At 52.2% G+C, this 25,075-nt stretch carries 25 protein-coding genes; 18 read left to right on the plus strand and 7 right to left on the minus strand.

The genetic code is table 11. The features are described from left to right. Positions 1–6 precede the first annotated feature (6 nt). The 3 genes from soxZ (at position 7) to ahpF (ending at position 3,285) form a co-directional block, all read left to right on the plus strand. Positions 7–813 (plus strand): thiosulfate oxidation carrier complex protein SoxZ, encoded by an 807-nt coding sequence (soxZ, locus tag BLP53_RS07170; RefSeq protein WP_245652703.1) that lies wholly within the window; start codon positions 7–9, stop codon positions 811–813. A gap of 148 nt (positions 814–961) precedes the next feature. Further along, a complete protein-coding gene (ahpC, locus tag BLP53_RS07175) occupies positions 962–1,525 on the plus strand; it encodes an alkyl hydroperoxide reductase subunit C (RefSeq protein ID WP_091471497.1) in 564 nt (187 codons plus the stop codon). A gap of 194 nt (positions 1,526–1,719) precedes the next feature. Next, positions 1,720–3,285 (plus strand): alkyl hydroperoxide reductase subunit F, encoded by a 1,566-nt coding sequence (gene ahpF / locus BLP53_RS07180; protein WP_091471498.1) that lies wholly within the window; start codon positions 1,720–1,722, stop codon positions 3,283–3,285. Positions 3,286–3,353: 68 nt separating this feature from the next. Here ahpF and BLP53_RS07185 read toward each other — a convergent pair whose 3' ends face one another. Further along, complete coding sequence (locus BLP53_RS07185) at positions 3,354–4,997, minus strand: NAD(P)/FAD-dependent oxidoreductase (RefSeq protein WP_091471499.1); 1,644 nt, start codon at positions 4,995–4,997, stop codon at positions 3,354–3,356. 92 nt (positions 4,998–5,089) lie between these two features. Here BLP53_RS07185 and BLP53_RS07190 point away from each other — a divergent pair, with 92 nt between their 5' ends. Continuing rightward, positions 5,090–6,271 carry a diguanylate cyclase domain-containing protein gene (locus BLP53_RS07190; RefSeq protein ID WP_245652704.1) on the plus strand — a complete coding sequence of 394 codons (1,182 nt, stop codon included), beginning with the start codon at positions 5,090–5,092 and terminating at the stop codon, positions 6,269–6,271. A 4-nt stretch (positions 6,272–6,275) separates the two neighbouring features. Here BLP53_RS07190 and BLP53_RS07195 read toward each other — a convergent pair whose 3' ends face one another. Together BLP53_RS07195 and BLP53_RS07200 are read right to left on the minus strand one after the other, a co-directional pair. Then, the gene (locus BLP53_RS07195) at positions 6,276–6,881 is read right to left on the minus strand and encodes an HdaA/DnaA family protein (protein ID WP_091471500.1); all 606 of its coding nucleotides are present in this window, start codon (positions 6,879–6,881) and stop codon (positions 6,276–6,278) included. Between the two features lie 25 nt (positions 6,882–6,906). Beyond that, complete coding sequence (locus BLP53_RS07200) at positions 6,907–8,073, minus strand: AI-2E family transporter (protein WP_425412900.1); 1,167 nt, start codon at positions 8,071–8,073, stop codon at positions 6,907–6,909. 92 nt (positions 8,074–8,165) lie between these two features. On the opposite strand from BLP53_RS07200, the gene purM reads away from it, so the two are divergent. From purM to BLP53_RS07240, 7 genes are all read left to right on the plus strand, one after another. Next, positions 8,166–9,260: a phosphoribosylformylglycinamidine cyclo-ligase gene (gene purM, locus BLP53_RS07205; RefSeq protein ID WP_425412901.1), complete on the plus strand. Its 1,095-nt coding sequence runs from the start codon at positions 8,166–8,168 to the stop codon at positions 9,258–9,260. A 2-nt stretch (positions 9,261–9,262) separates the two neighbouring features. Then, positions 9,263–9,952 (plus strand): DUF3108 domain-containing protein, encoded by a 690-nt coding sequence (locus tag BLP53_RS07210; protein ID WP_091471503.1) that lies wholly within the window; start codon positions 9,263–9,265, stop codon positions 9,950–9,952. A 25-nt stretch (positions 9,953–9,977) separates the two neighbouring features. Beyond that, the gene (locus tag BLP53_RS07215) at positions 9,978–11,054 is read left to right on the plus strand and encodes a DUF3108 domain-containing protein (RefSeq protein WP_245652706.1); all 1,077 of its coding nucleotides are present in this window, start codon (positions 9,978–9,980) and stop codon (positions 11,052–11,054) included. Positions 11,055–11,076: 22 nt separating this feature from the next. Next, complete coding sequence (locus tag BLP53_RS07220) at positions 11,077–12,357, plus strand: RsmB/NOP family class I SAM-dependent RNA methyltransferase (protein ID WP_091471504.1); 1,281 nt, start codon at positions 11,077–11,079, stop codon at positions 12,355–12,357. A 70-nt stretch (positions 12,358–12,427) separates the two neighbouring features. Next, a complete protein-coding gene (locus BLP53_RS07225) occupies positions 12,428–13,657 on the plus strand; it encodes a dicarboxylate/amino acid:cation symporter (RefSeq protein WP_091471901.1) in 1,230 nt (409 codons plus the stop codon). Positions 13,658–13,662: 5 nt separating this feature from the next. After that, positions 13,663–14,190, plus strand: a complete 528-nt coding sequence (locus BLP53_RS07230) for a GNAT family N-acetyltransferase (RefSeq protein WP_091471505.1) — start codon at positions 13,663–13,665, stop codon at positions 14,188–14,190. A gap of 370 nt (positions 14,191–14,560) precedes the next feature. Next, entirely contained in the window at positions 14,561–15,499 is a 939-nt protein-coding gene (locus tag BLP53_RS07240; protein ID WP_091471506.1) for a DMT family transporter, read from the plus strand. Positions 15,500–15,521: 22 nt separating this feature from the next. Here the strand turns inward: BLP53_RS07240 and ampD are convergent, their stop codons facing one another. After that, positions 15,522–16,076, minus strand: coding sequence for a 1,6-anhydro-N-acetylmuramyl-L-alanine amidase AmpD (gene ampD / locus BLP53_RS07245; RefSeq protein ID WP_091471507.1), 555 nt, complete (start codon positions 16,074–16,076; stop codon positions 15,522–15,524). Between the two features lie 126 nt (positions 16,077–16,202). On the opposite strand from ampD, the gene BLP53_RS07250 reads away from it, so the two are divergent. Then, positions 16,203–17,213: a sodium:calcium antiporter gene (locus BLP53_RS07250; RefSeq protein WP_091471508.1), complete on the plus strand. Its 1,011-nt coding sequence runs from the start codon at positions 16,203–16,205 to the stop codon at positions 17,211–17,213. A 40-nt stretch (positions 17,214–17,253) separates the two neighbouring features. Here the strand turns inward: BLP53_RS07250 and BLP53_RS07255 are convergent, their stop codons facing one another. Together BLP53_RS07255 and BLP53_RS07260 are read right to left on the minus strand one after the other, a co-directional pair. Next, positions 17,254–18,753 (minus strand): sigma-54-dependent transcriptional regulator, encoded by a 1,500-nt coding sequence (locus BLP53_RS07255; protein WP_091471509.1) that lies wholly within the window; start codon positions 18,751–18,753, stop codon positions 17,254–17,256. Next, positions 18,754–20,370 (minus strand): two-component system sensor histidine kinase NtrB, encoded by a 1,617-nt coding sequence (locus tag BLP53_RS07260; protein ID WP_245652708.1) that lies wholly within the window; start codon positions 20,368–20,370, stop codon positions 18,754–18,756. A 278-nt stretch (positions 20,371–20,648) separates the two neighbouring features. Here BLP53_RS07260 and BLP53_RS07265 point away from each other — a divergent pair, with 278 nt between their 5' ends. From BLP53_RS07265 to BLP53_RS07275, 3 genes are all read left to right on the plus strand, one after another. Continuing rightward, on the plus strand, positions 20,649–21,230 hold the full coding sequence (locus BLP53_RS07265) for an RNA polymerase sigma factor (RefSeq protein WP_091471510.1): 582 nt from the start codon (positions 20,649–20,651) through the stop codon (positions 21,228–21,230). Beyond that, a complete protein-coding gene (locus tag BLP53_RS07270) occupies positions 21,227–21,601 on the plus strand; it encodes a DUF3619 family protein (RefSeq protein WP_091471511.1) in 375 nt (124 codons plus the stop codon). Before BLP53_RS07265 ends, BLP53_RS07270 begins: the two co-directional genes overlap by 4 nt. Before the next feature lie 169 nt (positions 21,602–21,770). Then, complete coding sequence (locus tag BLP53_RS07275) at positions 21,771–22,172, plus strand: DUF3106 domain-containing protein (RefSeq protein WP_091471903.1); 402 nt, start codon at positions 21,771–21,773, stop codon at positions 22,170–22,172. Positions 22,173–22,264: 92 nt separating this feature from the next. Here the strand turns inward: BLP53_RS07275 and pbpG are convergent, their stop codons facing one another. After that, positions 22,265–23,347 (minus strand): D-alanyl-D-alanine endopeptidase, encoded by a 1,083-nt coding sequence (pbpG, locus tag BLP53_RS07280; protein ID WP_091471904.1) that lies wholly within the window; start codon positions 23,345–23,347, stop codon positions 22,265–22,267. 242 nt (positions 23,348–23,589) lie between these two features. Between pbpG and BLP53_RS07285 the strand changes: the two genes are divergently transcribed. The 3 genes from BLP53_RS07285 to BLP53_RS07295 all read left to right on the plus strand — a co-directional run bounded on the left by BLP53_RS07285 (position 23,590) and on the right by BLP53_RS07295 (position 25,074). After that, positions 23,590–23,949 (plus strand): glycine cleavage system protein H, encoded by a 360-nt coding sequence (locus tag BLP53_RS07285; protein WP_342670207.1) that lies wholly within the window; start codon positions 23,590–23,592, stop codon positions 23,947–23,949. A gap of 236 nt (positions 23,950–24,185) precedes the next feature. Next, entirely contained in the window at positions 24,186–24,458 is a 273-nt protein-coding gene (locus BLP53_RS07290) for an FmdB family zinc ribbon protein (RefSeq protein ID WP_091471513.1), read from the plus strand. A gap of 16 nt (positions 24,459–24,474) precedes the next feature. Next, a complete protein-coding gene (locus BLP53_RS07295; RefSeq protein WP_091471514.1) occupies positions 24,475–25,074 on the plus strand; it encodes a DUF502 domain-containing protein in 600 nt (199 codons plus the stop codon). Position 25,075: the final 1 nt, after the last annotated feature.

Genomic DNA, 25,075 nt, shown 5'->3' on the forward strand with positions numbered 1-25,075 from the left:
TTAAGCATGCAGAGAAGAACCCTGTTAAAAGGCTGGCTGGCCGTGGCCAGTTTACCGTTCTGGCTGGCAATGCAGAAAGTGCAGGCTGCGACCTGGTTTGTGCGTGCATTTGAAGCCAAACGCACCGACCAGGTCATGACAGCGTTACAGGCAAATGCAGTGCCAGTGTCACCCGATATTCAGATTGAAGCGCCGCAAAAAGCGGAAAATGGCGCAGTGGTGCAGGTGGAAATCGCCAGTGCACAGGCCGCAGGCAGTGTTGCGAATATACGATTGCTGGCAGATGCCAATCCTACACCGCTGATTGCCAGTTTTGAGCTGGGTAAACAGGTGCTGCCCAAGCTGGTGACGCGGATCAAGCTGGCGCAATCGGGGGAGCTGATTGCGTTATTGCAGCAGCCCGATGGGCAATTCCGGCAACAGCGCCGTTCGATTATTGTGCTGGAAGATGGCTGTGCCGGCAGCGAGCGCGAAGAGCCGTTTAGCAGCAGCATGAAGATGCGGGCGCGTCCGCTGGCGGATGGCCCGCTGGGCAGCAAGATCACTGAACTCAAGATCATTATTGTGCATCCTATGCATACCGGGCGCAGTAAAAATGACGATGGGCAGTTGATGCCAGCGCATTTCATGCAATTAATGCAGGTGGTGTTGAATGGCCAGGTCATTATTGATGCGCAGACAGGGACTGGCGTTTCACGTAATCCTTATTTCACGTTCTACCTGAAAGATGTCAACATGGGGGATGTGATTGCAGTTAACTGGCAGGATAACCGCGGCCTGGAAGGGCACGGAGAAACCACCGTCGCGCTATAATGGCCAATAATAAATTATATTTATCAGTTGAATTAAAATAATCAATTTTACATATCTAATATGTGTGCTTAAAATGCACTCATTCGCTGTTGAGAAGCAGCAAATTTTTAATTAACCCGTGTTTTTGAATCATCAAAAGGAGAGCTACATGTCATTGATTAACACACAAGTACAACCATTCAAGGTACAGGCATTTCACAATGGTAAATTCATCGAAGTGACTGAAGAGTCTTTGAAGGGCAAATGGTCTGTATTGATTTTCATGCCGGCAGCGTTCACTTTCAACTGCCCGACAGAAGTGGAAGATGCCGCTGATAACTATGCAGAATTCCAGAAGGCCGGTGCTGAAGTGTACATCGTGACCACCGATACGCACTTCTCCCACAAGGTTTGGCACGAGACTTCTCCTGCAGTAGGTAAAGCGAAATTCCCGCTGATTGGCGACCCGACTCACCAGTTGACACGTGCGTTTGACGTGCATATTGAAGAAGAAGGCCTGGCATTGCGTGGTACTTTCGTCATCAACGATGAAGGTGTGATCAAAACTGCTGAAGTACACAGCAACGAAATCGCCCGCGATGTGAAGGAAACCTTGCGCAAGTTGAAAGCAGCCCAGTACACCGCTGCTCACCCAGGCCAGGTTTGCCCGGCCAAATGGAATGACGGTGCTGCCACATTGACACCCTCCCTGGACTTGGTAGGCAAAATCTAAATCTCTCCGAGATTAGCTTGAGCAAAGCCCTGCGTGAGCAGGGCGCTCAGGTAAAGTCACTAGCAGGTGTTTTCACATGATGGTGGTTTTACCTGAGCGAGTTTCCCCCCAACCATTTTTTGATTGCCATCTGTGATGGCGACGGCTTTTTGTTGCCTTAAATTTAAGCGAAGCCGTATTTTTGGAGAGTAAGAATGTTAGACGATACCTTAAAGACACAACTGCAAACCTACCTCGGTATGCTGCGTCAGCCTATCCGTCTGATTGCATCCCTGGATAACAGCGACAATGCTGCGAAAATGCGCGAGCTATTGCAAGAGATTACGGCTTTGTCCGATAAGGTCAGCCTGGATGAAAGCGGCAACGATGCGCGCAAACCTTCATTCGTGATTGCCAAAGAGGGCGAAACCCACGGCGTGCGTTTTGCGGCCATTCCGTTGGGCCATGAATTTACTTCATTGGTACTGGCTTTGCTGTGGACCGGCGGCCATCCACCTAAAGTGGAGCAGGATGTACTCGACCAGATCAAGGCGCTGGATAGCGACCTGAACTTCGAAGTGTATATGAGCCTTTCATGCCATAACTGCCCGGATGTGGTGCAGGCGACCACACTGATGACAGTGTTTAACCCACGCATCAATGTGACGGTCATTGATGGCGCCCTGTACCAGGACGAAGTCAACGAACGCAACATCATGGCGGTGCCTGCGACTTTCCTTAATGGCGAGATGTTTGCGTCTGGCCGTATGCTGGTGGAAGAGTTCCTGGCCAAAGTCGATACCGGTGCGGTAGCGAAAGAAGCTGAAAAACTCAACGCAAGGGAACCGTTTGACGTGCTGGTCGTGGGTGGTGGCCCGGCGGGTGCTTCAGCCGCGATTTACGCCGCACGTAAAGGCATACGTACCGGTATCGTGGCGGATCGTTTTGGCGGCCAGGTCAACGATACGCTGGCGATTGAGAACTTCATTTCTGTCAAAGAGACCGAAGGACCCAAGCTGGTGGCTGCGCTGGAAGAGCATGTGAAAACCTATGACGTGGATATCATGCCTTTGCAACGTGCCGTTGGTCTGGCCGAGCCTGCTAAAGCCGGTAACAAGCATGCCGGTTTGATTGAAGTGAAGCTCGAAAGTGGTGCCACCCTGCGCAGCAAGTCTGTGATCCTCGCGACCGGTGCGCGCTGGAAAAACCTGAATGTGCCTGGCGAAGCAGAGTACAAAAACAAAGGCGTGGCTTACTGCCCGCACTGTGACGGCCCGCTGTTCAAGGGCAAGCATGTCGCAGTGATTGGCGGTGGGAACTCCGGCGTTGAAGCGGCGATCGACCTGGCTGGCGTGGTTGGCCATGTCACCCTGCTGCAGTTTGATACTGAACTCAAGGCTGATGCCGTGCTGCAACGCAAATTGCGCTCACTAGGCAATGTGACTATCCTGACCAGCGCGCAAACCACTGAAATCACGGGGGATGGCACACGTGTGAATGGCCTCACTTATACTGACCGCGTCAGTGGTGACAGCAAGCATGTGGCACTGGAGGGTGTGTTTATCCAGATTGGCCTGGTGCCTAACAGCGACTGGTTGAAAGGCACGCTGGACCTGAGTAAATATGGGGAAATTGAAATTAATAACCATAATGCCACCTCATTGCCCGGCGTGTTTGCGGCGGGAGATGTGACGACGGTGCCTTACAAGCAGATCGTCATCGCCATGGGCGAAGGTGCCAATGCTGCACTGGGTGCATTTGATTACCTGATCCGTCAGTAAATGTTGTAAAAATAAAGAACCTGCTTCGGCAGGTTTTTTATTTCGAATGCAGATCAGGAGGCCAACGGTCAGGAAACCAATGCGAGTGAAACTGCTTCGGCTACTCTAATGCCATCCACCGCCGCCGACAAAATACCGCCGGCATACCCAGCGCCTTCACCACACGGGAACAGGCCTTTGGTATTAATGCTTTGTAGCGTGTCATCATCGCGCTTGATACGAATTGGGCTGGAGGTGCGCGTTTCGACCCCGGTCAGGATGCCATCGGCCAGGTCAAAATTCGCGATCTGTTTGGCAAACGCCGGAATCGCTTCGCGGATGGCGGCAATGGCAAATGCTGGTAAGGCGGAATCCAGGTTGGTGAGGTGTACGCCCGGCGTATAGGAAGGCGTCACTTCGCCAAATTCGGTAGAGGGCTTATTGGCCAGAAAGTCGCCGATCAGTTGCCCGGGTGCGGAGTAGTTGCTGCCGCCCAACACAAACGCATGGCTTTCCAGCTGGCGCTGTAATTCGACACCAGCCAATGGATGGCCTGGGTAATCCACCTCAGGCGTAATGCCGACCACGATACCGGCGTTGGCATTGCGCTCGTTACGACTGTACTGGCTCATGCCGTTAGTCACTACCCGGTTAGGTTCGGAAGTGGCTGCCACTACGGTGCCGCCAGGGCACATGCAGAAGCTGTAAACGCTGCGGCCATTCTGTGCATGATGCACCAGGCGGTAATCGGCGGCGCCCAGTTTTTTCAGGATGTCATCGCTATAGCTTCTACCATAGCGGGCCCGGTCAATCAGACTTTGCGGATGTTCGATACGAAAGCCAATGGAGAATGGTTTCGCTTCGATGTATATGCCTTTGTTGTATGCCATCTCAAACGTATCGCGTGCACTATGGCCCACGGCCAGCACCAGGTGATTGGTGGCGAGGTATTCACCTGATTGCAAGGTCACCCCTTGCACTTGCTGGTCCTGGATATCAATTTCAGTGACGCGGCTGTCAAAGCGGATTTCGCCTCCCAGGCTGATGATGGTGTTACGCATTTCTTCCACCATGCTGACCAGTTTGAAGGTGCCGATATGTGGGTGGCTGACGTAAAGGATTTCTTCCGGTGCACCCGCTTTGACAAATTCCTGTAATACCTTGCGGCCCAGGTGTTTGGGGTCTTTGATCTGGCTATACAGTTTGCCGTCGGAGAAAGTACCGGCACCGCCCTCACCGAACTGCACGTTGGATTCCGGGTTTAACCGGCGTTTGCGCCATAAACCCCAGGTGTCCTGGGTACGTTTGCGTACTTCTTTGCCACGCTCCAGTACAATCGGCCTGAACCCGGCCTGGGCCAGGATAAGCGCGGCGAATATGCCGGCGGGACCGAAGCCGACGACGACAGGGCGCGGCTGTGAAGATGTTGCCTGGCTTGTGTTGGCTGTAGCAACAAATGTGTAACCGGTATCCGGTGCGGGTTTGATATGCGGATCTTTTTTAAATCTGGCAAGGATTCTTGCCTCGTTTTTTACTTCCGCATCGATGTTGTAAACGTATAAAATCGCATGCGATTTACGCGCATCCACGCCGCGTTTGAAAATTTCGAAACGGATCAGGTCACTGGCGGGGATTTCAAGACGTTTGAGGATGGCCGCCCTGATCTGGTCATCCTGATGTTTAAGCGTGTCAGCTTGCTCGATAGGCAGCTTGATTTCGGTCATTCGCAGCATAAAAGTCTCGTGGATAGTGGTTATCTATCGATAAGTGTATTTTATTACATTCGCGGTGGTCGTATGATAGATTTAAATTCCGGTTCATTGTCATGTCGATGGTATGGGGTATGTTTAATTACAAGCGACGTATACTGATTCCACTCATCATTGCCGTCATCATCTTGTGTACGTCCATGACGTGGCTGTTTATTGCCATGTATCAACTGGTGCATTTCTCCGAGCAGAAAGACCAGGTTGACCGGCAACGTTACAACATTGCTGCGCTGGGCAAGGCGATTACCAATGCCGAGAGCGGGCAACGTGGGTATCTGCTCACAGGTAACACGCTGTTCCTGGATACGCTGGAACAGGGGCGGGCGGAAACCTTCAATGTGATTGCACATGTGGAGCAGGAGTCCACCGGTTTTAACGCCGTGCACACGGAGTTGCAGGCACTCCAGCGACTGGTGCACCGGAAATTCGACAGCATGGACCAGGGCATACAGGTGCAGTTACGTGCCGGTTCTTATGCCGCCCATCTTTCCGTAAGCAAGGATAAAGGGCGTGAATTAATGACCCAGATTAATATCCGGCTACGCGAGCTGGATGGCATGCTGGCGGAACTGAGGGCAAAATTCGAGCGCGAGATCCGCGAGCGCATGATTGCGGCAGTGATTGGTGCCATGCTGTTATGTCTGCTGATTATACTGGTCTTGCTGTTTTCGTATCGCAATACTACCCAGTTACTGGAGCAGGTGTGGCAGAGCCAGGCGGTGACTAAAAAACTGAGTCATCAGGCGGATCACGATTTGCTGACCGATTTGCCTAACCGGCGCAGTGTCTATGAGCACCTGAATAATATTTATGATGTATCCAGGCATGATTCAAAACCTTTTGCCATCTTCTTTATGGATCTTGACGGATTCAAGCAGGTCAACGATCAATACGGGCATGAAGTGGGAGATGCCTTGCTGGTCGAGGTCGCCAATATGTTCAGGAAGGTGCTTAGGCAAACCGATTTCCTGGCGCGGCAGGGCGGGGACGAGTTTGTGCTGGTGGTCAGCAGCTATTTGTACCGCATGGAGCTGGTGCAACTGGCGCAACGCCTGATACAGCTATTTTCCCGCCCGGTGATGGTGAAAAACCAGCCACTCAATATTGGCGTCAGTATCGGCATTGCCGAATACCCGCATCATGGCAAGCAGGTGAAGCAATTGTTGCATGCTGCAGACAAGGCGATGTATGCGTCCAAGAAGAAGGGGAAGAACTGTTACAGTTTTGAAGGTGAGTAACTGGCTAATGCTCAGGTGCCAGTTGCAGCATGTTTTTCAGCAAAGGCACCGTGACCGGTTTCTTGGTAGTGAGTGACCATCGGTCCAGGGCATCCATGACCGCCATCAAGGTTGGCAAGTCCCGGCGTAAGTATTTCAGGCAGTAAGCAATCACTTCGTCCGGTAGTTTCATCCCGCGGTTTCGCGCATGCGCGCGTAGCGCATCGGCCTTTTCGTCATCGCTCAATGGCTGGAGCTGGTAGACCAGCCCCCACGCCAGCCGGGTGGCCAGGTCATCACGCAGGCCCATCTGGGTGGGCGCATGATTGCCGGCAGTGACCAGGACGCCGCCTTCGGCCTTGATGTGGTTAAACGTGTCAAACAGGAGAATCTGCGATTCTTCGTCCAGCGTATGCACGTCGTCGGCGATATGCGCGCCCATGGCTTGGGCCGCCAGCAACAGATGGGTTTTGCCACTGCCAGGCGTGCCCCACAAAAACACAAAGCGGGTGGTTGCCTGGCCGGCGAGTACCATGCGTAAACTGTTCAGGGCCTCATGATTCTGGCCGGCAATAAAGTTGTCAAACCCCGGTGCAGCCGGTGGCTGGATATTGAGCAGCAGTTGTTTCACGGCAATATTTCAGTCATGTTGAAGGTCAGTCGTCCGGCAGCTGAATCATCTGTGAAGGATGGCTGCTCAGGTAGGTTTCACTGTGCAAATAGCTTCTTTTGGTATAGCGCAACCCAACGGCAATTGCCGCACTGACCGGTAATGCCAGCAGCACGCCGGTGAAGCCGAACAATTGCCCGCCAGCCAGCAAGGCCAGGATCACCAGTACCGGATGCAGGCCGATACGGTCACCGACCAGAATAGGCGTCAGGAAAAAACTTTCCACAAACTGGCCGACGCCAAACACCAGCAGCACCGGAATCACTTCGGTGAAAGAAGCGAACTGCAGGAAGGCCAGCATGATCGCTAATATAAACGCCAGCGAAAATCCCAGGTAGGGCACGAAACTGAGCAAACCGGCAATCATGCCGACCGACAGCGCCATATCCAGTCCCACCAGCCATAAACCCACACTGTAGAACACGCATAGCGAAAGCATGACGGATAACTGGCCGCGCAGAAATTCTGCCACCACGCTATCAATGTCTTTGCAGACGGTTTTTACCTGGCCTATCCAGTCGCGCGGAATCAGTTCGCCGATTTTGGTCATCATATCGTCCCAGTCGCGCAAAAAATAAAACAACACCACAGGCAACAGCAGGATATTGGCCAGCATGCCGATCAGGCTCAACCCTTTCTGGCCAGCGCTCAGCAACATGCTGCCCAGAAAACTGCTGGCTGTTTGCCAGTGTTCGCTGAACAGTTTCTGCATATCCGCATGATTGACATTGAGGCGGATGTTAAACCGCTGTAATAACCACGGCTCCACTTGCTGGTGGAATTGGTCGACCAGTGCCGGTAAACGTTGCACGATTAGCATGGATTGCTGCTGCAATAGCGGGATAATCACCAGCATCAACCCGGTCAGCACCAGGATGACGCCTGCCATCACCAGCAAGGTGGCCAGGGTGCGGCCAATTTGCCAGTGACGGTAGCCTGCCTCACTCAAACGGTCCACCAGCGGATCCAGCATGTAAGCAATCACGGCAGCAGCCAGGAACGGCGATAGTACCGGGTTCAGCAGGTAAAACAGGTAGATGAACAGCGCTGCCAGTATCCACCAGCGATTGTCGCTGACAAACCGGGTGACGCTGGATGATTGAGGCTGGTGGTTTTCTGGCATAGGCGTAGACGCATCCATCGAATCCGGCATAGGTCGAACTGACAAGATGCGTTAAAATAATGATTATTTTAAAATTATACTGAATTTCATCGTTGTAACACGGTTTGTTGCAACATCTATGAATGTGCAGTGGATTAACTGTTAATCGTATTGAAAGAAACGAGAGTATCTTGACGACTTCTTCTGATAAAACTTCTGTCACCTATCGTGATGCCGGCGTGGATATCGAGGCTGGTGATGCACTGGTTGAGCAGATCAAGCCATTTGCCAAGCGCACCATGCGTCCTGAAGTGATGGGCGGCATCGGCGGCTTTGGTTCATTGTTTGCCATGCCTAAAAAATTCAAGGAGCCTGTCCTGGTTTCCGGTACTGATGGCGTGGGCACCAAACTCAAACTGGCGTTTCAGTTGAACAAGCATGACACGGTAGGCATAGACCTGGTGGCCATGAGCGTCAATGACATCCTGGTGCAGGGTGCGGAGCCACTGTTTTTCCTGGATTATTTTGCCTGTGGCAAGCTGGAAGTCGGTACTGCCGCCGCAGTGATTAAAGGTATTGCCCAAGGTTGTGAAGAATCCGGCTGTGCGCTGGTCGGGGGTGAGACGGCTGAAATGCCTGGCATGTATCCGGCAGGTGAATATGACCTGGCCGGGTTTGCGGTCGGTTGTGTCGATAAAGCCAGTATTATTGATGGCAAGAGCATCAAGGCTGGCGATGTGATGCTGGGTCTGGCTTCCAGCGGTGCGCACTCCAATGGTTATTCATTGATCCGCAAATTGATTGATAAATCCGGCATTGATATGGAGTCCGATTTCCATGGCCGCAAGTTCAAAGACGTAGTGATGGCGCCGACCAAACTGTATGTGAAATCCATCCTCAAATTGCTGGAAACCTTGCCGGTCAAAGGCATGGCGCATATCACGGGCGGCGGTATCACCGAGAATATTCCACGCGTGTTACCGGCAGGCCTGACCGCAGAAGTACAGAAATCCAGCTGGACCTTGCCACCGTTGTTCCAGTGGTTGCAGGCACAGGGCAATATAGCGCCACTGGAAATGTACCGTACCTTCAACTGTGGTATCGGTATGGTGGTGATCGTGGCCGCCGAACATGCCGAACAGGCGCAGGCGATATTGGCTTCTGCTGGCGAAACGGTGTACCGCATTGGCCATATTCGTGCACAACAGGCCGGTGAAGCGCCGACCGTGGTGATGTAATAATGCTACGTCACCCTTTTGTGGCAAGCTGCCTGGCCGTTCTGCTGTTAGTGGCAGCGTCCGTCTCGCTGGCAGCGCCCAGGCAGCTCTCCGTGGAGTATGAGCTGTTACAGCAGGGTATTTCCATCGGCAGTGTCAAAGACCAGCTGACCGTGACCGGCAACAAATACCAGATTGATTCACTGGCGGAAGGTAAAGGCATCTATAAGCTTATGGGTGAGCGCACACTTTCCAGCCAGGGTGATATCAGCGGCAATACTTTGCGCCCCCTGCACTTTGAATCGCGGCAATCCAGGCATCCTGATAAAGCGCTGGTCAGTGACTTTGACTGGGCGAAAAAAGCCCTCGCAATGCAGGTGAAAGGCCGGCAACAGACCGAGAAACTGGCAAAGGGGACCCAGGACCTGCTGAGTATTATGTATTGCTGGATGTGGCAAGCACCTAAAGCCAAGCAGATCAAACTGGACGTGGCGAACGGTAAGAAAGTGTCATCGCACGCGTTTATCGTGACCGAAGAGGATGCGCCGCTGGAAACGGCAGCCGGCAGCTTTAAAGTGATTAAACTGGCGGACAGTGAAGGTGAAAAAATACTGTACCTGGCCAAGGAGAAAGGTTACTTGCCAGTCAAGCTGGTGGTGCTTGATGATGGCAAACGTATGGAACAGGTGATCACCCGCATCACTGGCCAGTAACGGGTTTTCAACATCGGAAGCGCGCGTGATTAATAGACAAAGCCTGCGACACTGGGTACGAACACGCATTTCCTGGCAACTGGCTTTGGCATTATGTATTTCATTGCTGGTGCATCTTTTTTTGCTGGAAGAGGCTGCCTGGCAAAGCTGGTTTTCCGACGATGTGCCAACGCCTACCTTACTGCAAGCGCAGCTGGAAGTTCCACCGCCCAAACCGGTGCAGGCTGCCGCTGTGCATGCCGCCGTACCAAGAAAGTTACCTGCGGCAAAACCAAGAAAAGTACTGCCTGCACCAGTATCTGACAGCCTTCCACAGCCACTAAAAGAACCATCGCCAGTCGCGGCAGAGCCTGTTGAAGCATCCTCGGTAGAAGAGACAGACGCCATCCGGCAGGCAGAAATTGAGGCCTGGCATGCCACGGATCACACCGGTATTGCAGAGCCGGAAGAAAGCCTGCCGCCGCCATATCAACGTGTCAGTACGGATTTTTCTGTCTATGTGAATGGTGAGGAAAGGCCGGCTGGCAGTGCAAAGATAGAGTATGTGCAGGAAGCGGAAGGGCAATATGCGCTGCGCTGGATTGTTGAAGGCCGTGGCTTGCTGAAATTGCTGTATCCCACACTGGAACAACAAAGCCATGGCGATATTGACCAGCATGGGTTGAAACCGCGCACTTATCGATATGCATTTGGTGACAGGGCGAGCAAAATATACGAGGCTTCCTTTGACTGGGAAACCAATTTCATTACCCTGAAAACAGCCAAAGGCGAGCAACGGCAGAATTTGCCGCGTGATACGCAGGATATCCTCAGCTTCATGTACCAGTTTATGTTTGTGCCACCCTTGCAGGAGATGCATGTCTCGCTGACCAATGGCCGTCGCCTGGGGGCATACCAGTACGAGTTTGAGGGCGAAGATACCCTGGTCATTGCCGACCAAGCCATGCAAGCCGTGCATATTGCCCACACGCGTGGGGAAAGTGACGAGAAAATAGAATTATGGCTGGCGAAGGATTACCGGTATGTGCCGGTCAAGATCAGGAAACTGGAGAAAAACGGCATGGTGATTGAGCAAGTTGCCACGCGGTTGGCCACTGAATAATGCAACACTTTGAAAGATATTAATGAATCAAGCACTCATGCGCCAGACGGCGACTTTATTAAGCGACCTGCTGAAATTTGAAAGCCCGGCCGATGCCAGGCTCAGCGAATTCTTCCGTCAGCATCGCGAGCTGGGTACCAAAGACCGCGCCTGGATCGCCGAAACCGCCTATGGTGTGTTGCGTCGCTACCGTTACCTGCGCGAACTGACGATTACAGAGTCGGGTGAACATGAAGACACGCGCAAACTGATTCTTGCCTGGCTGATTAAGGTGGAAGGCAAAAGCATACGCGACCTTGAAGAGATGCTGGATGAACGCCAGAAAGAATGGGCCGTACAGATCAAAAGCAGAAATAGCGAAGGTTTTGCATCCGCTGTTTTGGCCGATGTACGTGATTGGTTCTGGCACAAACTGGTCGCGCAATATGGCGAAGCCGAAGCCATGACCATTTGCCGCAGCATGTTTGAGCAGGCCAGCCTGGATTTGCGCGTCAACACTATCAAAGCCAACCGCGAAGAAGTGCTGTCACGCATGCTGGGCGAAAACACCGTTAAAGATAATGTGATCGCGCCTACGCCTTATTCCCCTATCGGCATTCGTATGGGCGCGCGGTTGAATATCAGCAAACACATCCTGTTTACCGAAGGCAAAATTGAAGTACAGGACGAAGGCAGCCAGTTACTCAGTTACCTGGTGGCGCCAAAACGCGGGCAAATGGTGGCCGATTTATGCGCTGGTGCGGGTGGCAAAACACTGGCACTCGGCGCACTGATGAAAAGCACCGGTCGTCTGTATGCGTTTGATGTGTCTGAAAAGCGCCTCAATAATCTGGGCCAACGCCTGAAACGCAGCGGCTTATCAAATCTGCAAGCGCAGGTCATCAACAACGAAAACGACTTGAAGCTCAAACGCCTGAATGGCAAATTTGACCGTGTGCTGGTAGATGCGCCGTGTAGCGGCCTGGGTACTTTGCGCCGCAACCCGGATCTTAAATGGCGCCAGGCGGAAGAAGATGTCGCTGAGTTGAATATCAAGCAAACCAATATCCTGGCGCGGGCGGCCAAACTCTGTAAAGCGGGTGGCCGCGTGGTATATGCGACCTGCAGCCTGTTGCGTGACGAAAACGAAGCCATTGCCGAGGCCTTCTTGCAAGCGCATCCCGACTTCAAGTTAATTCCTGCTAATGAAGTATTGGCACAACAGAATATTGCGCTGGATACCGGGGAGTATCTGAAGCTATTGCCACATTTGCATGGTACGGATGGTTTTTTTGCAGCAGTATTTGAGAAAACTGCCAAATAGTTAGGAGCATATTGACTGGAAGGTGACCTGGCTTGCCGTTATTTTCCAACACCATTTCCAGGGCCGCTTTATGAGAAAACTTGGTTTAAACGGACAGATATTGTTGGCTGCGGTAGGCGCCGTCGCGCTGGGTCTATTTGCTCATGGCAAACAGGCCGACGGTGCGCTCTATGCCGCCAATCTTGTTGGCACACTATTTATCGACCTGCTGAAAATGGTGATGATCCCGCTGGTATTTTGTGCGATTGTCACTGGCATTGCCAATCTGCGCCAGCATCGCCAGGTCAACCTGGTATGGAAAACCACATTACTGTTTTTTGCGACCACCACCCTGATCGCGATTGTGATTGGCCTGGGTGCCAGCCATATTTTCAAACCTGGTGCCGGGCTGCATCTGGCGATGTTTGCCGATGCCATGCAGCAGTTCGAGGCCAGGCAATTGACGCTGGCGGAATTTTTTACCCAGTTCCTGCACGGCATTTTCATGAATCCGTTCAAGGCACTGGCTGAAGGCAATATTATTGCGATTGTGGCGTTTGCGCTGGTGCTGGGCATTGCGTTGGTGACGGCGTCCGAGCGCTATCCACATTTACTGGACTTATTTGAGGAAGGTATGGCGGTCAGCATGCAGGTCATCGGCTGGATCATGCGACTGGCACCGTTCGGGATTGCCGCCTTGCTGTTTAAACTGGTGGCGACGCAGGATGTGGGGATTTTCACCACGCTGACCAAATTCATGCTGCTAGTGACAGGCACTACCTTGTTGCATGGACTGGTCGTTTTGCCAGGCTTGCTGTACCTGATTACCGGAAAGAATCCCTTATGGTTTCTGAAACAGGCGCGTGAGTCTTTATTCACGGCCTTTGCTACCAGTTCGAGTAACGCGACCATGCCGGTAACCATGCGTTGTGCCACACAAAACATGAACGTAAAGCCGGAAATTGCAGGTTTTGTGGTGCCGCTTGGTGCGACGGTGAATATGGATGGTACGGCTTTATATGAAGCGGCCGCGGCCTTGTTTGTGGCGCAACTGGCAGGCATAGACTTGTCACTGGGGCAACAACTGGTGGTGTGCCTGACCACCATGATTGCAGCGATGGGGGCGCCGGGGATTCCCAGTGCCGGCATGGTGACCATGGTCATGGTGTTACAGAGTGTGGGATTGCCGGCGGAAGCGATTGCGATTCTGTTGCCGATAGACCGTTTGCTGGATACCGTACGTACTGCGGTCAACGTGGAGGGAGATATGATAGGTAGCCTGGTGGTACAACATGTCACGGAAACCCGTGCTACGGGCTAAAGGCCATGCTGGAACATCGTCTTGCCTGCTTGGCGGATAGCCCGCTCATTTGCGCACTGGTCAATGCAGCTTATCGCGGGGAAACCAGTCGTGCTGGCTGGACCACAGAAGCCGATTTATTGACCGGTGTGCGCACCAGTGAGCGCACCGTGCAAGCCCTCATCGCACGGGAAGATGCTTGCATTCTGCTCGGTGAAGAACCGGGGGGTGCTGTCGTGGCCTGTATCTGCCTGGAGCGACATCATACTGCGGAAAACGCGGTGCATCTGGGCATGATTGCGGTTTCACCGTTATTGCAGAATCGTGGGTATGGCAAGGCCATGATACTTGCGGCAGAGAAGCTGGCGCAGGGGCGGTGGCAGGCCAATTATGCAGAGATGCTGGTAATCAGCTTGCGACAGGAGTTGATCGCGTTTTACCAGCGGCTAGGTTATTTGCTGACGGAACAGATACAGCCGTTTCCACAGCAGCCGGATATGTGGCAGCCGCAAGTGGAGAATATGCAGTTGATTACTTTGCGCAAGGCATTGTAATGTTGTTGGGTATTTATCTATCCGACGGAAATCCTTTTCGCACTCTTGGCTAGTGCTTTTCTTTGGTTTGTCCAGATTACAAGTGCCATTGATTACTTTACTGGGTTGATTAGAAATAGGATGTTACGAATTTCTTAGGTTGCTCATTATAGGAGAGGTGATCTTGACCATTCCTCCAAATCCGCGTAAATTCGGCAACCTTATGAACAAGCAATCCTTCACCTCTATTGCAGTGATGAACCGAAAGGCATTGTGGCTGGTCGCCACATCGTGCCGCGGTTGCTGCTTGTCATAAACTTTTGCAACCGCGGGCTCTCCGCGGTTGGTCTTGCTGTTCCTCCCTCGTTGAGTCCCTTGATCCAGGACTGATATGAAACAATCACCACATCCATACTACGGCGCCATACTGGTGCTGCTGTCCTCTATTGTCTTTTCGTCCAAGGCGATTATGGTCAAGCTGGCCTACGTCTATCACGTAGATGCTGCCAGCCTGATTACGTTGCGTATGGCTTTCGCACTCCCGTTTTTTGCTATGCTGGGCTGGTGGGCAACCCGCCAGGGATCACCTGCAACCCTCACGGCCAAAGACTGGGGATGGTTAGTGATACTGGCTGTCGTCGGGGGCTACGGTTCCATGTGGCTTAATTTTGAAGGATTACGTTTCGTGTCAGCCGGGCTGGAAAGAGTCATCCTGTTTCTTTACCCGACCCTAGTCGTGGTGATGAGCGCTGTGTTCCTCAAGCACCACATCACGCGTCGCGAATGGTTCGCCATGGTCATCAGCTATGCGGGCGTGGTGCTGGTGGTATGGCATGATATTGAGTTATCAGGACTGAATTCAGCGGATACGATGTATGGTGCGTGGCTGGTGTTATTAAGTGCGGTGGTTTACGCAGGTTACCTGCTGGGTTGTGGGCAACTGATTCCCAAACTTGGTGCAACCCGCTTTACTGCATTCACCATGAGCCTGGCTGCATTTGCCAGTGCCTGCCAGTTTGGTGTCAGTGGTTCTTTTGCCGGGATTACGGCTTTGCCCAGCCAGGTCTATGCATTGGCATTGTTGATGGCGATAGTTGCCACGGTATTGCCCGCGATATTAATGAATTTGGGCATACACCAGCTTGGCAGCAGGAAGGCGTCACTGATCAGCGCCATTGGCCCGGTCTCGACCATTATATTGGCGTATGTGTTTCTTGGTGAGCAACTGTCGTGGATACAGGGCGCAGGCACCGCGTTGGTGGTGGCAGGCGTGATTGCCGTGAGCCTGGACCGCACTCCGCAAGTGCGGGCAACGGATGCGGACGTTTGACTGGCGATAAAAATGGCAGCGATTATGAAGAAGAGAGGCGTTGCCAGTCAAAAAAAGGGCCGGGGTCGGTTTTACGCCCTGGTGCAATATCCGAGTGACCGACAATGTGCCTGATCGGGTAACGCTGTTGCAATGCCTGGATCAGCGCTTGCAGGGTCAGATATTGTGCGTCGTTGAAGGCGCTTTCGTCACAGCCTTCCAGCTCTATGCCGATGGAGAAGTCATTGCATCGCTCCCGTCCTTGCCATGAAGATACACCGGCATGCCAGGCACGCTGGTGACAGCTGGCAAACTGGATCAACTCGCCGTCACGCCGGATCAAAAAATGGGAGGATACTTTCAGGTGGGCAATCTCTGCATAGTAGGGGTGCTCTGCCGGGTCCAGCCGGTTGGTAAACAATTGCATGATGCCTTGGCCGCCGAACTGGTGCGGTGGCAGGCTGATGTTATGAATGACAATCATGTCGATATCGGTACCCTCCGGGCGCGCATCCGTATTGGGCGAAAGGATTATCTGGCACGGGTGGGCCATACCGGCTGCGTCAATTTCAATGGGGGAAGGCAATCGTTGTGGCATATCAACATTGTAGGTGAATTTCCCTGAATTGCGTTATGATTCCGCCCGCAGAAGCGTGTTTGTGATGCCCATGCCGGTTTGGCGGAAACTGCATGGAAAACGGATATCCGCCGGACAGGAACAGTCATGGTTTTCTTACAGTTATTCTTGATGTTGCTGCTGATTCTGGCAGCGGCAGAAATCTTCACTAACGCGCTGGAGCATCTGGGTGAGCGCCTTGGTATTTCCGAAGGTGTGACCGGCTCCATTTTCGCCGCGGTGGGAACGGCGCTGCCCGAGACGCTAGTGCCGTTACTGGCCATTTTTTCCTATACCTCTTCCAGTACAGACAGCCATGCCGGGCATGATATCGGCATAGGCGCGATCCTGGGTGCGCCGCTGATGCTGGGTACACTTTCCATCAGTCTGATGGCGTTATCCGTCTGGAAGCGCCGCGGTAATTTGGGCCATATCCGTCCGGAGCGTACTGGCCTGGTTCGCGATTTGAATTTCTTCATCCTGGCCTTTATCTTTGCGACGGTTGCCATGTTTATTCCGCACACCGAAGCGTGGGCACGTTACGGTATCGGCATGCTGATGGTGCTGATTTATTTCATCTATGTACTGATGACGATTAAAGCTTCCCGAAACCTGGTAGAAGAAGGGCACGCGACGGAGGCAGAGGATGTGATGCTGTTATCCAGGCTGGGGTTGCCGACCAATATGGTGACTATTCTGCTGCAACTGGTGCTGGGTTTAGGCTTGCTCATTGCGGGCGCTAAAGGGTTTATCAATGAAGTGGAAACGGCAGCAGCCATTCTGGGGGTATCGGCACTTCTGTTGTCACTGCTGATTATCCCGATTGCGACTGAACTGCCGGAAAAAGTGAACAGTATTTTATGGATACGCAAAGGCAAGGATACGCTGGCATTCGGTAATATTACCGGCGCCATGGTGTTTCAGGGCACGTTATTGCCGGCCATCGGCATTATGCTGACAGACTGGGCACCCAGGCAGGAAACTGCGCTGGGGATTGTGATTACCTTGCTGGCCGCAGTCTGGGTGCGTGCCTGTATTGCCAAAGGTCCTTTGCGCGTATGGCAGTTGCTGGTGAATGGCCTGTTCTACCTGCTATATCTGGCTATTGTGCTGAGCTAAATAGCCCCGAATAAGGCGCTGCAGGGCCGGAAAGAAACCTTTATTCTTCCGGCTCGATGTCGTCCATGTCCTGTTCCTGCTCTTTGGACAACCCCAGTTTTGATAAGCGGTAGCGCAAGGTGCGGAAGCTGATGCCCAGGAGTTTGGCGGCAGCTGTCTTATTGTGATTGGTTTTCTCCAGCGCCTGCAAGATGGTGCGTTTCTCGATATCTTCAAGATAATCAGACAGGCTGACATCCATAGGCAGCATGGTGCTGCCTGCGGCTAGCGGGGTTGCCGCGGCAGCCGAAGTATGGCTTGTCAGCACAGTGGGCGTCACCACCGGTTCGCTGGCCGGTGCCTCCCTGGCAGGAATATGCCAGGCCACTGCAAGCTGGTCGCTCACCGTGGCTGGCAGCTCATCCACAGATAAGTCTTCTGCCGTAATGGTGATGCCGTCACACAGGGCAAGTGCACGCTCCAGCATGTTTTCCAGCTCACGGACATTGCCATGGAATGGCCGTTGCTGGATATGGATTTTTGCATCCGGGGCAAGCTCGGGCATGCTGATTCCTTGCCCCTGGCATAGCTTGCCGAGTAAACGTTCAGTCAACTCCGGAACATCTTCCGGCCGTTCTCGCAAGGATGGCATTTTGAGGGGAATCACGTTCAGGCGGTAATATAAATCCTGCCGGAACTCACCTTTTTCCATCATGGCATTCAGGTTCTTGTGGGTGGCGGAAATAATGCGTACATCCACCGCCTCTTCTGCCGTGCCGCCGACCACCCGGACTTTTTTCTCCTGGATCGCACGCAACAGTTTGACCTGCATGGCCAGTGGCAGGTCAGCGACCTCGTCCAGAAATAAAGTACCACCGTTAGCGGCCTGGAATAAGCCCTGGGTATCCTGGATCGCGCCGGTAAAGGCGCCTTTTTTATAGCCGAAAAACTCGCTTTCCATCAGGGTTTCCGGAATCGCACCACAGTTAACCGCAATAAATGCCTGGTCCCGGCGCGAGCTGTTCTGGTGTATCAGCCTGGCAGCCAGTTCCTTCCCGCTGCCGGATTCCCCGCTGATATAGACGGGCGCCTGGCTGCGTGCCAGTTTGGCGATCATGTTGCGCACATGGCTCATGGCCGGGGAGGTGCCGATTAAATCCACGGTATTGATGCCGCTGACTTCTTTTTGCGAAGACAGCTTGAGGGCAGACTCTACCAGCGGGCGCAATTGCTTGAGCGAAATCGGTTTGGTGATGTAATCAAAAGCCCCTGCCTTGAGGGCGGAAACTGCATTTTCAGCGCTGCCGTAAGCAGTAATTACCGCCACTGGCAAACCGGGAAATTGCGCATTGATATGCTGTACCAGTTCAAGACCCAGACCATCCGGCAGGCGCATATCCGTCAGGCATAAATCGTAACTGAAGGAGTCCAGCATATGTTTTGCGTCCGTGACATTGCTGGCGCTCTCGGCTTGTATGCCCATACGTTCCAGTGTCAGCACCACTAGTTCGCGGATATCGGTCTCGTCATCGACCACCAGACAACGATAAGAGTTTGCCATTTAAACGATTACCTTTTTAATTGTCAGTGAAAATTGGGTGCCATTTGCAGAACTGGAATAGTTTAGTTTTGCGCCATTGGCTTCGGCAAGTTCGCGCGCAATAAATAATCCAAGGCCGGTGCCAGTTTTTTCCGTGGTCATAAAGGGTTCAAACAAGTGCGGCTGAATGCTGGGGGCGATGCCATGACCATCGTCCTTGATCAGGATGTGAATAAACTGGCCACTTTTATCACTCGTGATCTTTAACTGCAGGCTGCCTGGTTGCTGCTGGCAATGGCGCCAGCCGTTTTTACATAAATTCCATAATATCTGGTTGATATGGCGGCGATCAAATAACACGGTACTCTGTTTTGCCGGAACGCTCAGGGTAAAGTTGCTGATATCAATTTTCTCTACCGCACAAAATTGTTGATAGAACTCTTGCAAGAAATTATTGATGCTGAATTGCTCCTGGTTGGTGCGGTCACGCCGGTTTAATTCCAGTACATCTTTAATGATCTGGTCCAGCCGCTGCACATTGTCGGAAATGATTTGCAGCATGCGCTCTGCACCAGGTTGCAGGTTGTCCTCCTGCAGTAACTGGGTGGCATGGCTGATCGCGCTTAATGGATTGCGGATTTCGTGGGCAATATTGGCAGTCAGCCTGCCGAGCGCGGCCAGTTTGACCTGGTGCGCCTGGGTCTGGATTTGTGACCAGTCTTCGATAAAGATGACCACGCCGTTATCTATGTTTTCTGAAATGGCATGAAAGCGTATGCCCAGGTCACGGTTGTTGATGGCGAATTTTGTCGCATCCTGGGAGGTGAATTTATTGGCTGGCACCGTCAGCAGTAATTGCGCGATGGCAGGAATCAGCGTGTTTAATGGCGATTGCGAATGCACGGCCCGTTGCAGGTAGGCTTCTTCCAGGCCAAGTAGCGTGCAGGCTTGCTGGTTGTAATGCCTGAGGCGCTGGTGCTGGTCTATCACCAGTACGCCATTGGGCATTTGCTGGGTGATGAGTGCGTTGGTCCTGGCCAACTGCTCAATATCCTGTCCACGTTCGGTGGCCAGCTTTTCACTGCGTTGCATGCGTGTGGTCAGGGTCTGCGCCAGCCAGGCCGTTGCAAAACAGCTGACCGACAGCAATACGGCACTGCTGTAGTTATTGTATTCATTGCCGAGCAGGTTCTGTTTGAGCAACTGGAGTGTGTTCTCCAGCAAGATGCCTATGGTCGCAATGGCAGCATAAAACATGGCAAAGCGGCCGTCACTGATCAGGCCGGCAAAAATGATATTAATGATCAGCAATAAGCCGATGCCGCTTTGATTGTCCTGCAGGAAATGCATCATGCAGACAATAAATACAATATCCACACTGGTTTGCACTTTCAGGCGCAAACCATTCTTGGACTGGAGCCGCCGGAAGTCGATACTGACCATCAGGGCATACAGGAAAAATAGCAAAAGAGCCCAGAAAACCTGGGAGGGTTCTGCAAAGGTATGCCGGAAATACGGCCAGAGCTGGCTGCCCAGCAGCATGCCGGAAGCCGATAACCGGTACAGGCTGTACAACCTGAGGTGCTGGATATCAGGGGACTTTTCAGGCAATGGAGTGGAGAGGACAGCAGTCATCATGCAGGTTCCGCGCTTGCAAGGCAGTGTAGTCTGGTGAGAGGTCGTTGCGACTGCATATGATTGTTTTTCTATCGCTTTTGCAAATCTTCATGTGGGTAGCCATCTTTGGCCGACATCAAGGTTTATTCTAACAGTAATTAAAATTAAAACTGATATACTCCGCCCAACAGGGAGATAAACGATGCATATTTCTTTTATTCCCCCGCACAATTAATCCATAGGTAGCAAGTGAGACAGGTACATTCAAGTTTTCATGATCCCGGAAAGTGGGCACTATAGTGGCGAGTGCGCAAGAAATATCGGATTTTCTACGCCAGGTTGAAAAGCGGGCATTCAGGCAAACAGCCTATGCCGTGCGGGATGATCATATTGCGCTGGATATTGTCCAGGATGCCATGCTGAAACTGGCAGACAAATACGCGAACAAACCGGTTTCGGAATACCCCATGCTGTTCCAGCGGATTCTGCAAAACACCATGCGTGATTACTGGCGCCGGCAAAAAGTGCGCAATTTGTGGACATCTTTGTTTTCCTCGTTCAGCCCGCAGGATGACGAAGAGTTCGACCTGCTGGAAACGCTGGAAGTGGAGGGAGAAGAAGGCCCTGCCGAACAGTTCGAACGATCACAAACCATGCGCATCATTGAAAAGGCGATAGAAAAGTTGCCCTCGCGTCAACGCGAGGCTTTTGTCCTGCGTTATTGGGAGGAATTGGATGTTGCCGAAACCGCAGCCGCGATGGGATGCTCGGAGGGAAGTGTTAAAACCCATTGTTCGCGGGCTGTCAGCACTTTGTCCCAATGGCTGGAACAAGCGGGTATCGGTAATCAGAAGTTGCAAAAAAGAGGAGTGAAGCTATGAGGAACCAACGTCATCCGGAAGACGACCTGCCTACCCCTCTGCGTGAATGTGTGGAATTGCTGAAAAATGATTCCCGGTCGTTATCTGCGGAAATTGAAGAGCGTTTGACTAAAGCCAGGCATGCAGCACTAAAACAGTTTGCCGAGGCTAAGCAAACGTCACCGTTTTTCACGGGTATAGTGTCCCGGGTGTCATTCGGGCATCCGCGAATGATGGGAGGCGTGGCAGCTTTATCTGTTTTCCTGGTTGTCGGCATGTTTATGCTGTCTGCGCGGCACAGCGATGATGCCATGCTGCTGGGAGAAGATTTACCTGTTGAGGCATTTGTCGATAACGGGTTTGAGCCATGGCACTATGCAGAGAATATATAGGTAGCACATCTGAACAGGCCGGTGTGCAGTGACAATTAATTTGGAATAATGAGAAATGATGCAAAATCATTCATTGATAATGACGTGGATAGTTTGTTGTTTGAGTGTCAGTATCGGCGTGTGTTCGGCACAGGCCGGTGCGGCTGATGTTTATCCGCAGCCGTCGTTGATGGCAATGGCTGATATTGGTGCGATCAAGAATGATTTGTCGCCGACAGACCCTGCCGCCAATGTCACCTGGGCCGAGCTCACTGCCCAGCAGCGTACGGTGCTGACACCTTTAAAAAGTGAGTGGGATACCTTGCGTCCCTGGCAACGTGAAAAAATGCTCGATATTGCCAAAGAGTATCCCAAGATGGATGCACAGAAACAGCAGCGGATTCAGCGCCAGCTCGTGAAGTGGAGCAGGATGACACCTTATGAACGGGAAAATGCACGCAAACGCTATCAGCAGTTCCAAAGCCTGAGCCCTGAAAAAAAGGATGAATTGCGCAGGCAATGGAAGGAGCACAAGCAAAAAGCGGCAGCCAGTGAAGGTTATGATCCCGAATATGATGGTGCAGAGCCCTAACGCCATTGCTTTTCTTCACAATGTTTTCAGATTGGCATACAAACAAAAAAGCCCGCGAATCTCGCGGGCTTTTTTACATCTGGCTGACGCGGTCAGTTCGCGTTATCGTTCAGTGATTTACTCATGGACAAACCGGTCAATACAATGTCCCCGTTGCCATTTTGGGAAGTGGTGAGGGGCGTGTAATTGTGCTCCATCCATTTTTTGATGCGCCTGGCATCGCCGATACGGGTCAGTTTGCCGACCGAGTCCAGCAATACCATAATCAATGGCTCACCGGCAATTGTCGCCTGCATGACCAGGCAGCGTCCTGCCTCACTGATATAACCGGTTTTGGACAGGCCGATTTCCCAACTGCTGTTGCTGCTTTCGCGCACCAGCGCATTGGTGTTGTGGAAGTGCAGGGGCTGGCGTCTGCTGCCTACATTCAAATCATAGTCAGACGTGGTTGTGATTTGGCGAATCAGCGGATACTGGTAAGCGGCATGTACCATTTTTGCCAGGTCCATGGCGGTGGAAACGTTGTTGCTGGTCAGGCCGGTGGAATCTTCGAAATGGGTATTCATCATGCCCAGGCTGGCAGCCTTGGCGTTCATGTCCTGAATGAAGCGTGTTTTGCCACCAGGATAGTTTGTGGCCAGGGCTGAGGCAGCGCGATTCTCAGAGGCGATTAATGCCAGGTTCAGCATATCTTCACGTGTCATGGTAGTGCCCACGGGCAGGCGTGAGGACGTACCTTTCAGGTAGTCGACATCCATTTCGGTGATAGAAACTTCATCATTCAGGTTGAGTTTTGCATCCAGCACGACCATGGCAGTCATGAGCTTGGTTACCGAAGCGATAGGCGTGGGCGTATCCAGGTTCTTGGAGTAGATGATTTCGTGCGTGTTCTGGTTCATGACCAGTGCTTTGGTTGAAGCGATTGCCAGGTTGCTGTTACTGGATTTCCCGGCGAATGAATCAAACATTTCGGCATCGATCACCGCCTTGCCGGCTTTTCTGGCAGGCGCATGCATTTTGACCGTGCGCATCGATTTGGTTTTGCTGGCGTTAACGCGATATTTGGACGCAGCGGACGTACCGGATTTTTTCTGCGTGCTGGCGGAGGCCGTCTGTTTCTTGGAAGGGGATTTTGCAACCGCCTGACTCATCGGTGCAAAAGCGATGGAACTCATCAGTAAAACTTTAAAACACTGTGTGAAAAAACTCATAATCCACCTTCCTGAAACCTGATTAATTATTGCCCAGTTATTATTCATCGTCAATCACTTATCGCAATTTTTTAGTGTAAAAAATTAAATATTTACAAGTGCTAGTCGATGCAAGTGGCCGTTCAATAAGTTTTGGTGGGGCACACAGACTATGGCACAATCATTATCTACTACAATTCTGTTTTTTAAATGCGATGTTAACTGGTGTGAAATACTTCTTTTCCAAAGACCATACATGGGCCGCGCAATCAGGAGATGGCACCTGGCTGGTCGGGATTACTGATTACGCCCAAAATATGCTGGGGGATGTGGTATTTATCGATCCGCCCAAAGTGGGGCAGGCTGTCGAGCAGTTTACAGTGTGTGGCCTGATAGAGTCTGTGAAAACCGGTTCTGATATTTATGCGCCGCTGAGTGGTGTGGTGCAGGTCGTGAACGAAGAAGCTTTGTCTTCGCCGGAAAAAGTGAATGATCATCCTTATACCACCTGGCTGTTCAAGCTGGGAGCAGATGCCAGTGGCATTGAGTCGCTGTTGGACCAGGCGGTTTACGAAGCGGAGTTGTAAGTTAAACGCCAGATCGTTTCTGGTGCTGGATGGTGAGCGCGGCCTGGCATTCAAATCGCGGCTGGTCAGGTCGGAAATAACGGCAGTTTTTCTTGCCGGGGCGTGTCCGCTGTTTGACCTTAAAGTCTTTTTAATTCAAATACATCGCAGCCGTTTTAATGCTTTTCAGTGCGAATCAGGTATAATTTGCGCTATTCATTAATTTCAGCCAGTTGTCCCCTGGGTCGCATGAATATATGCCTATCTACGATTTTCAATGTAGCGAATGTGGTTATCAGCAAGAGCTGATGCGCAAAGTGTCCGCCCCGAATGTGGAGGGGTGTCCGCAATGCCAGCAACAGACCTTTACTAAAAAGGTGTCTGCGCCAAATTTCCAGCTGACTGGCAGTGGCTGGTACGCGACGGATTTCAAAAACAATCACAATTCCGGTAGTGGCAAGGTCACTGAATCCGCCAGTGCGAATGCGGCGGATAGTGCCAAGTGCGTACCGGGATGCGCCTGTCACTAACTGCGAAAGCATCCTCATGAAAAAATATTTCATTACAGGTTTACTTGTACTGGTGCCGTTGTTCATTACGGTATGGGTTCTCAAAACGCTGGTGCAGACGCTGGACCAGAGCCTGTTGTTATTGCCGGTTTCCTGGCGTCCTGAAGCCTGGCTGGGGGTTGATATCCCAGGATTTGGCGTGATCCTGACGGTGGGCATCGTGCTGGCAACCGGCCTGGTGGCGACCAATATCTTCGGTCAGCAACTGATTGAGTTATGGGAAGGGCTGCTGGTACGTGTACCAGTCGTGAAGTCCATTTATTCCAGCGTCAAGCAGGTGTCTGACACCTTGTTTTCAGATTCCGGTAACGCTTTCCGCCAGGCATTGCTTATCCAGTATCCGCGTGAGGGAAGCTGGACCATCGCTTTCCTGACCGGCACGCCTGGTGGCGATGTGGCCAATCATCTGCCGGGGGAATATGTAAGCGTGTATGTCCCTACTACACCCAATCCAACTTCCGGCTTTTTCCTGATGCTGCCAAAGGCGGATGTGATTGAGCTCGACATGAGTGTGGATCAGGCCTTGAAATACATCATCAGCATGGGTACAGTGGCGCCCTTGCCTAAACACCATTAAC

Origin of the sequence: Methylophilus rhizosphaerae (genome assembly GCF_900100975.1) — a bacterium.
GTDB lineage: Bacteria > Pseudomonadota > Gammaproteobacteria > Burkholderiales > Methylophilaceae > Methylophilus > Methylophilus rhizosphaerae.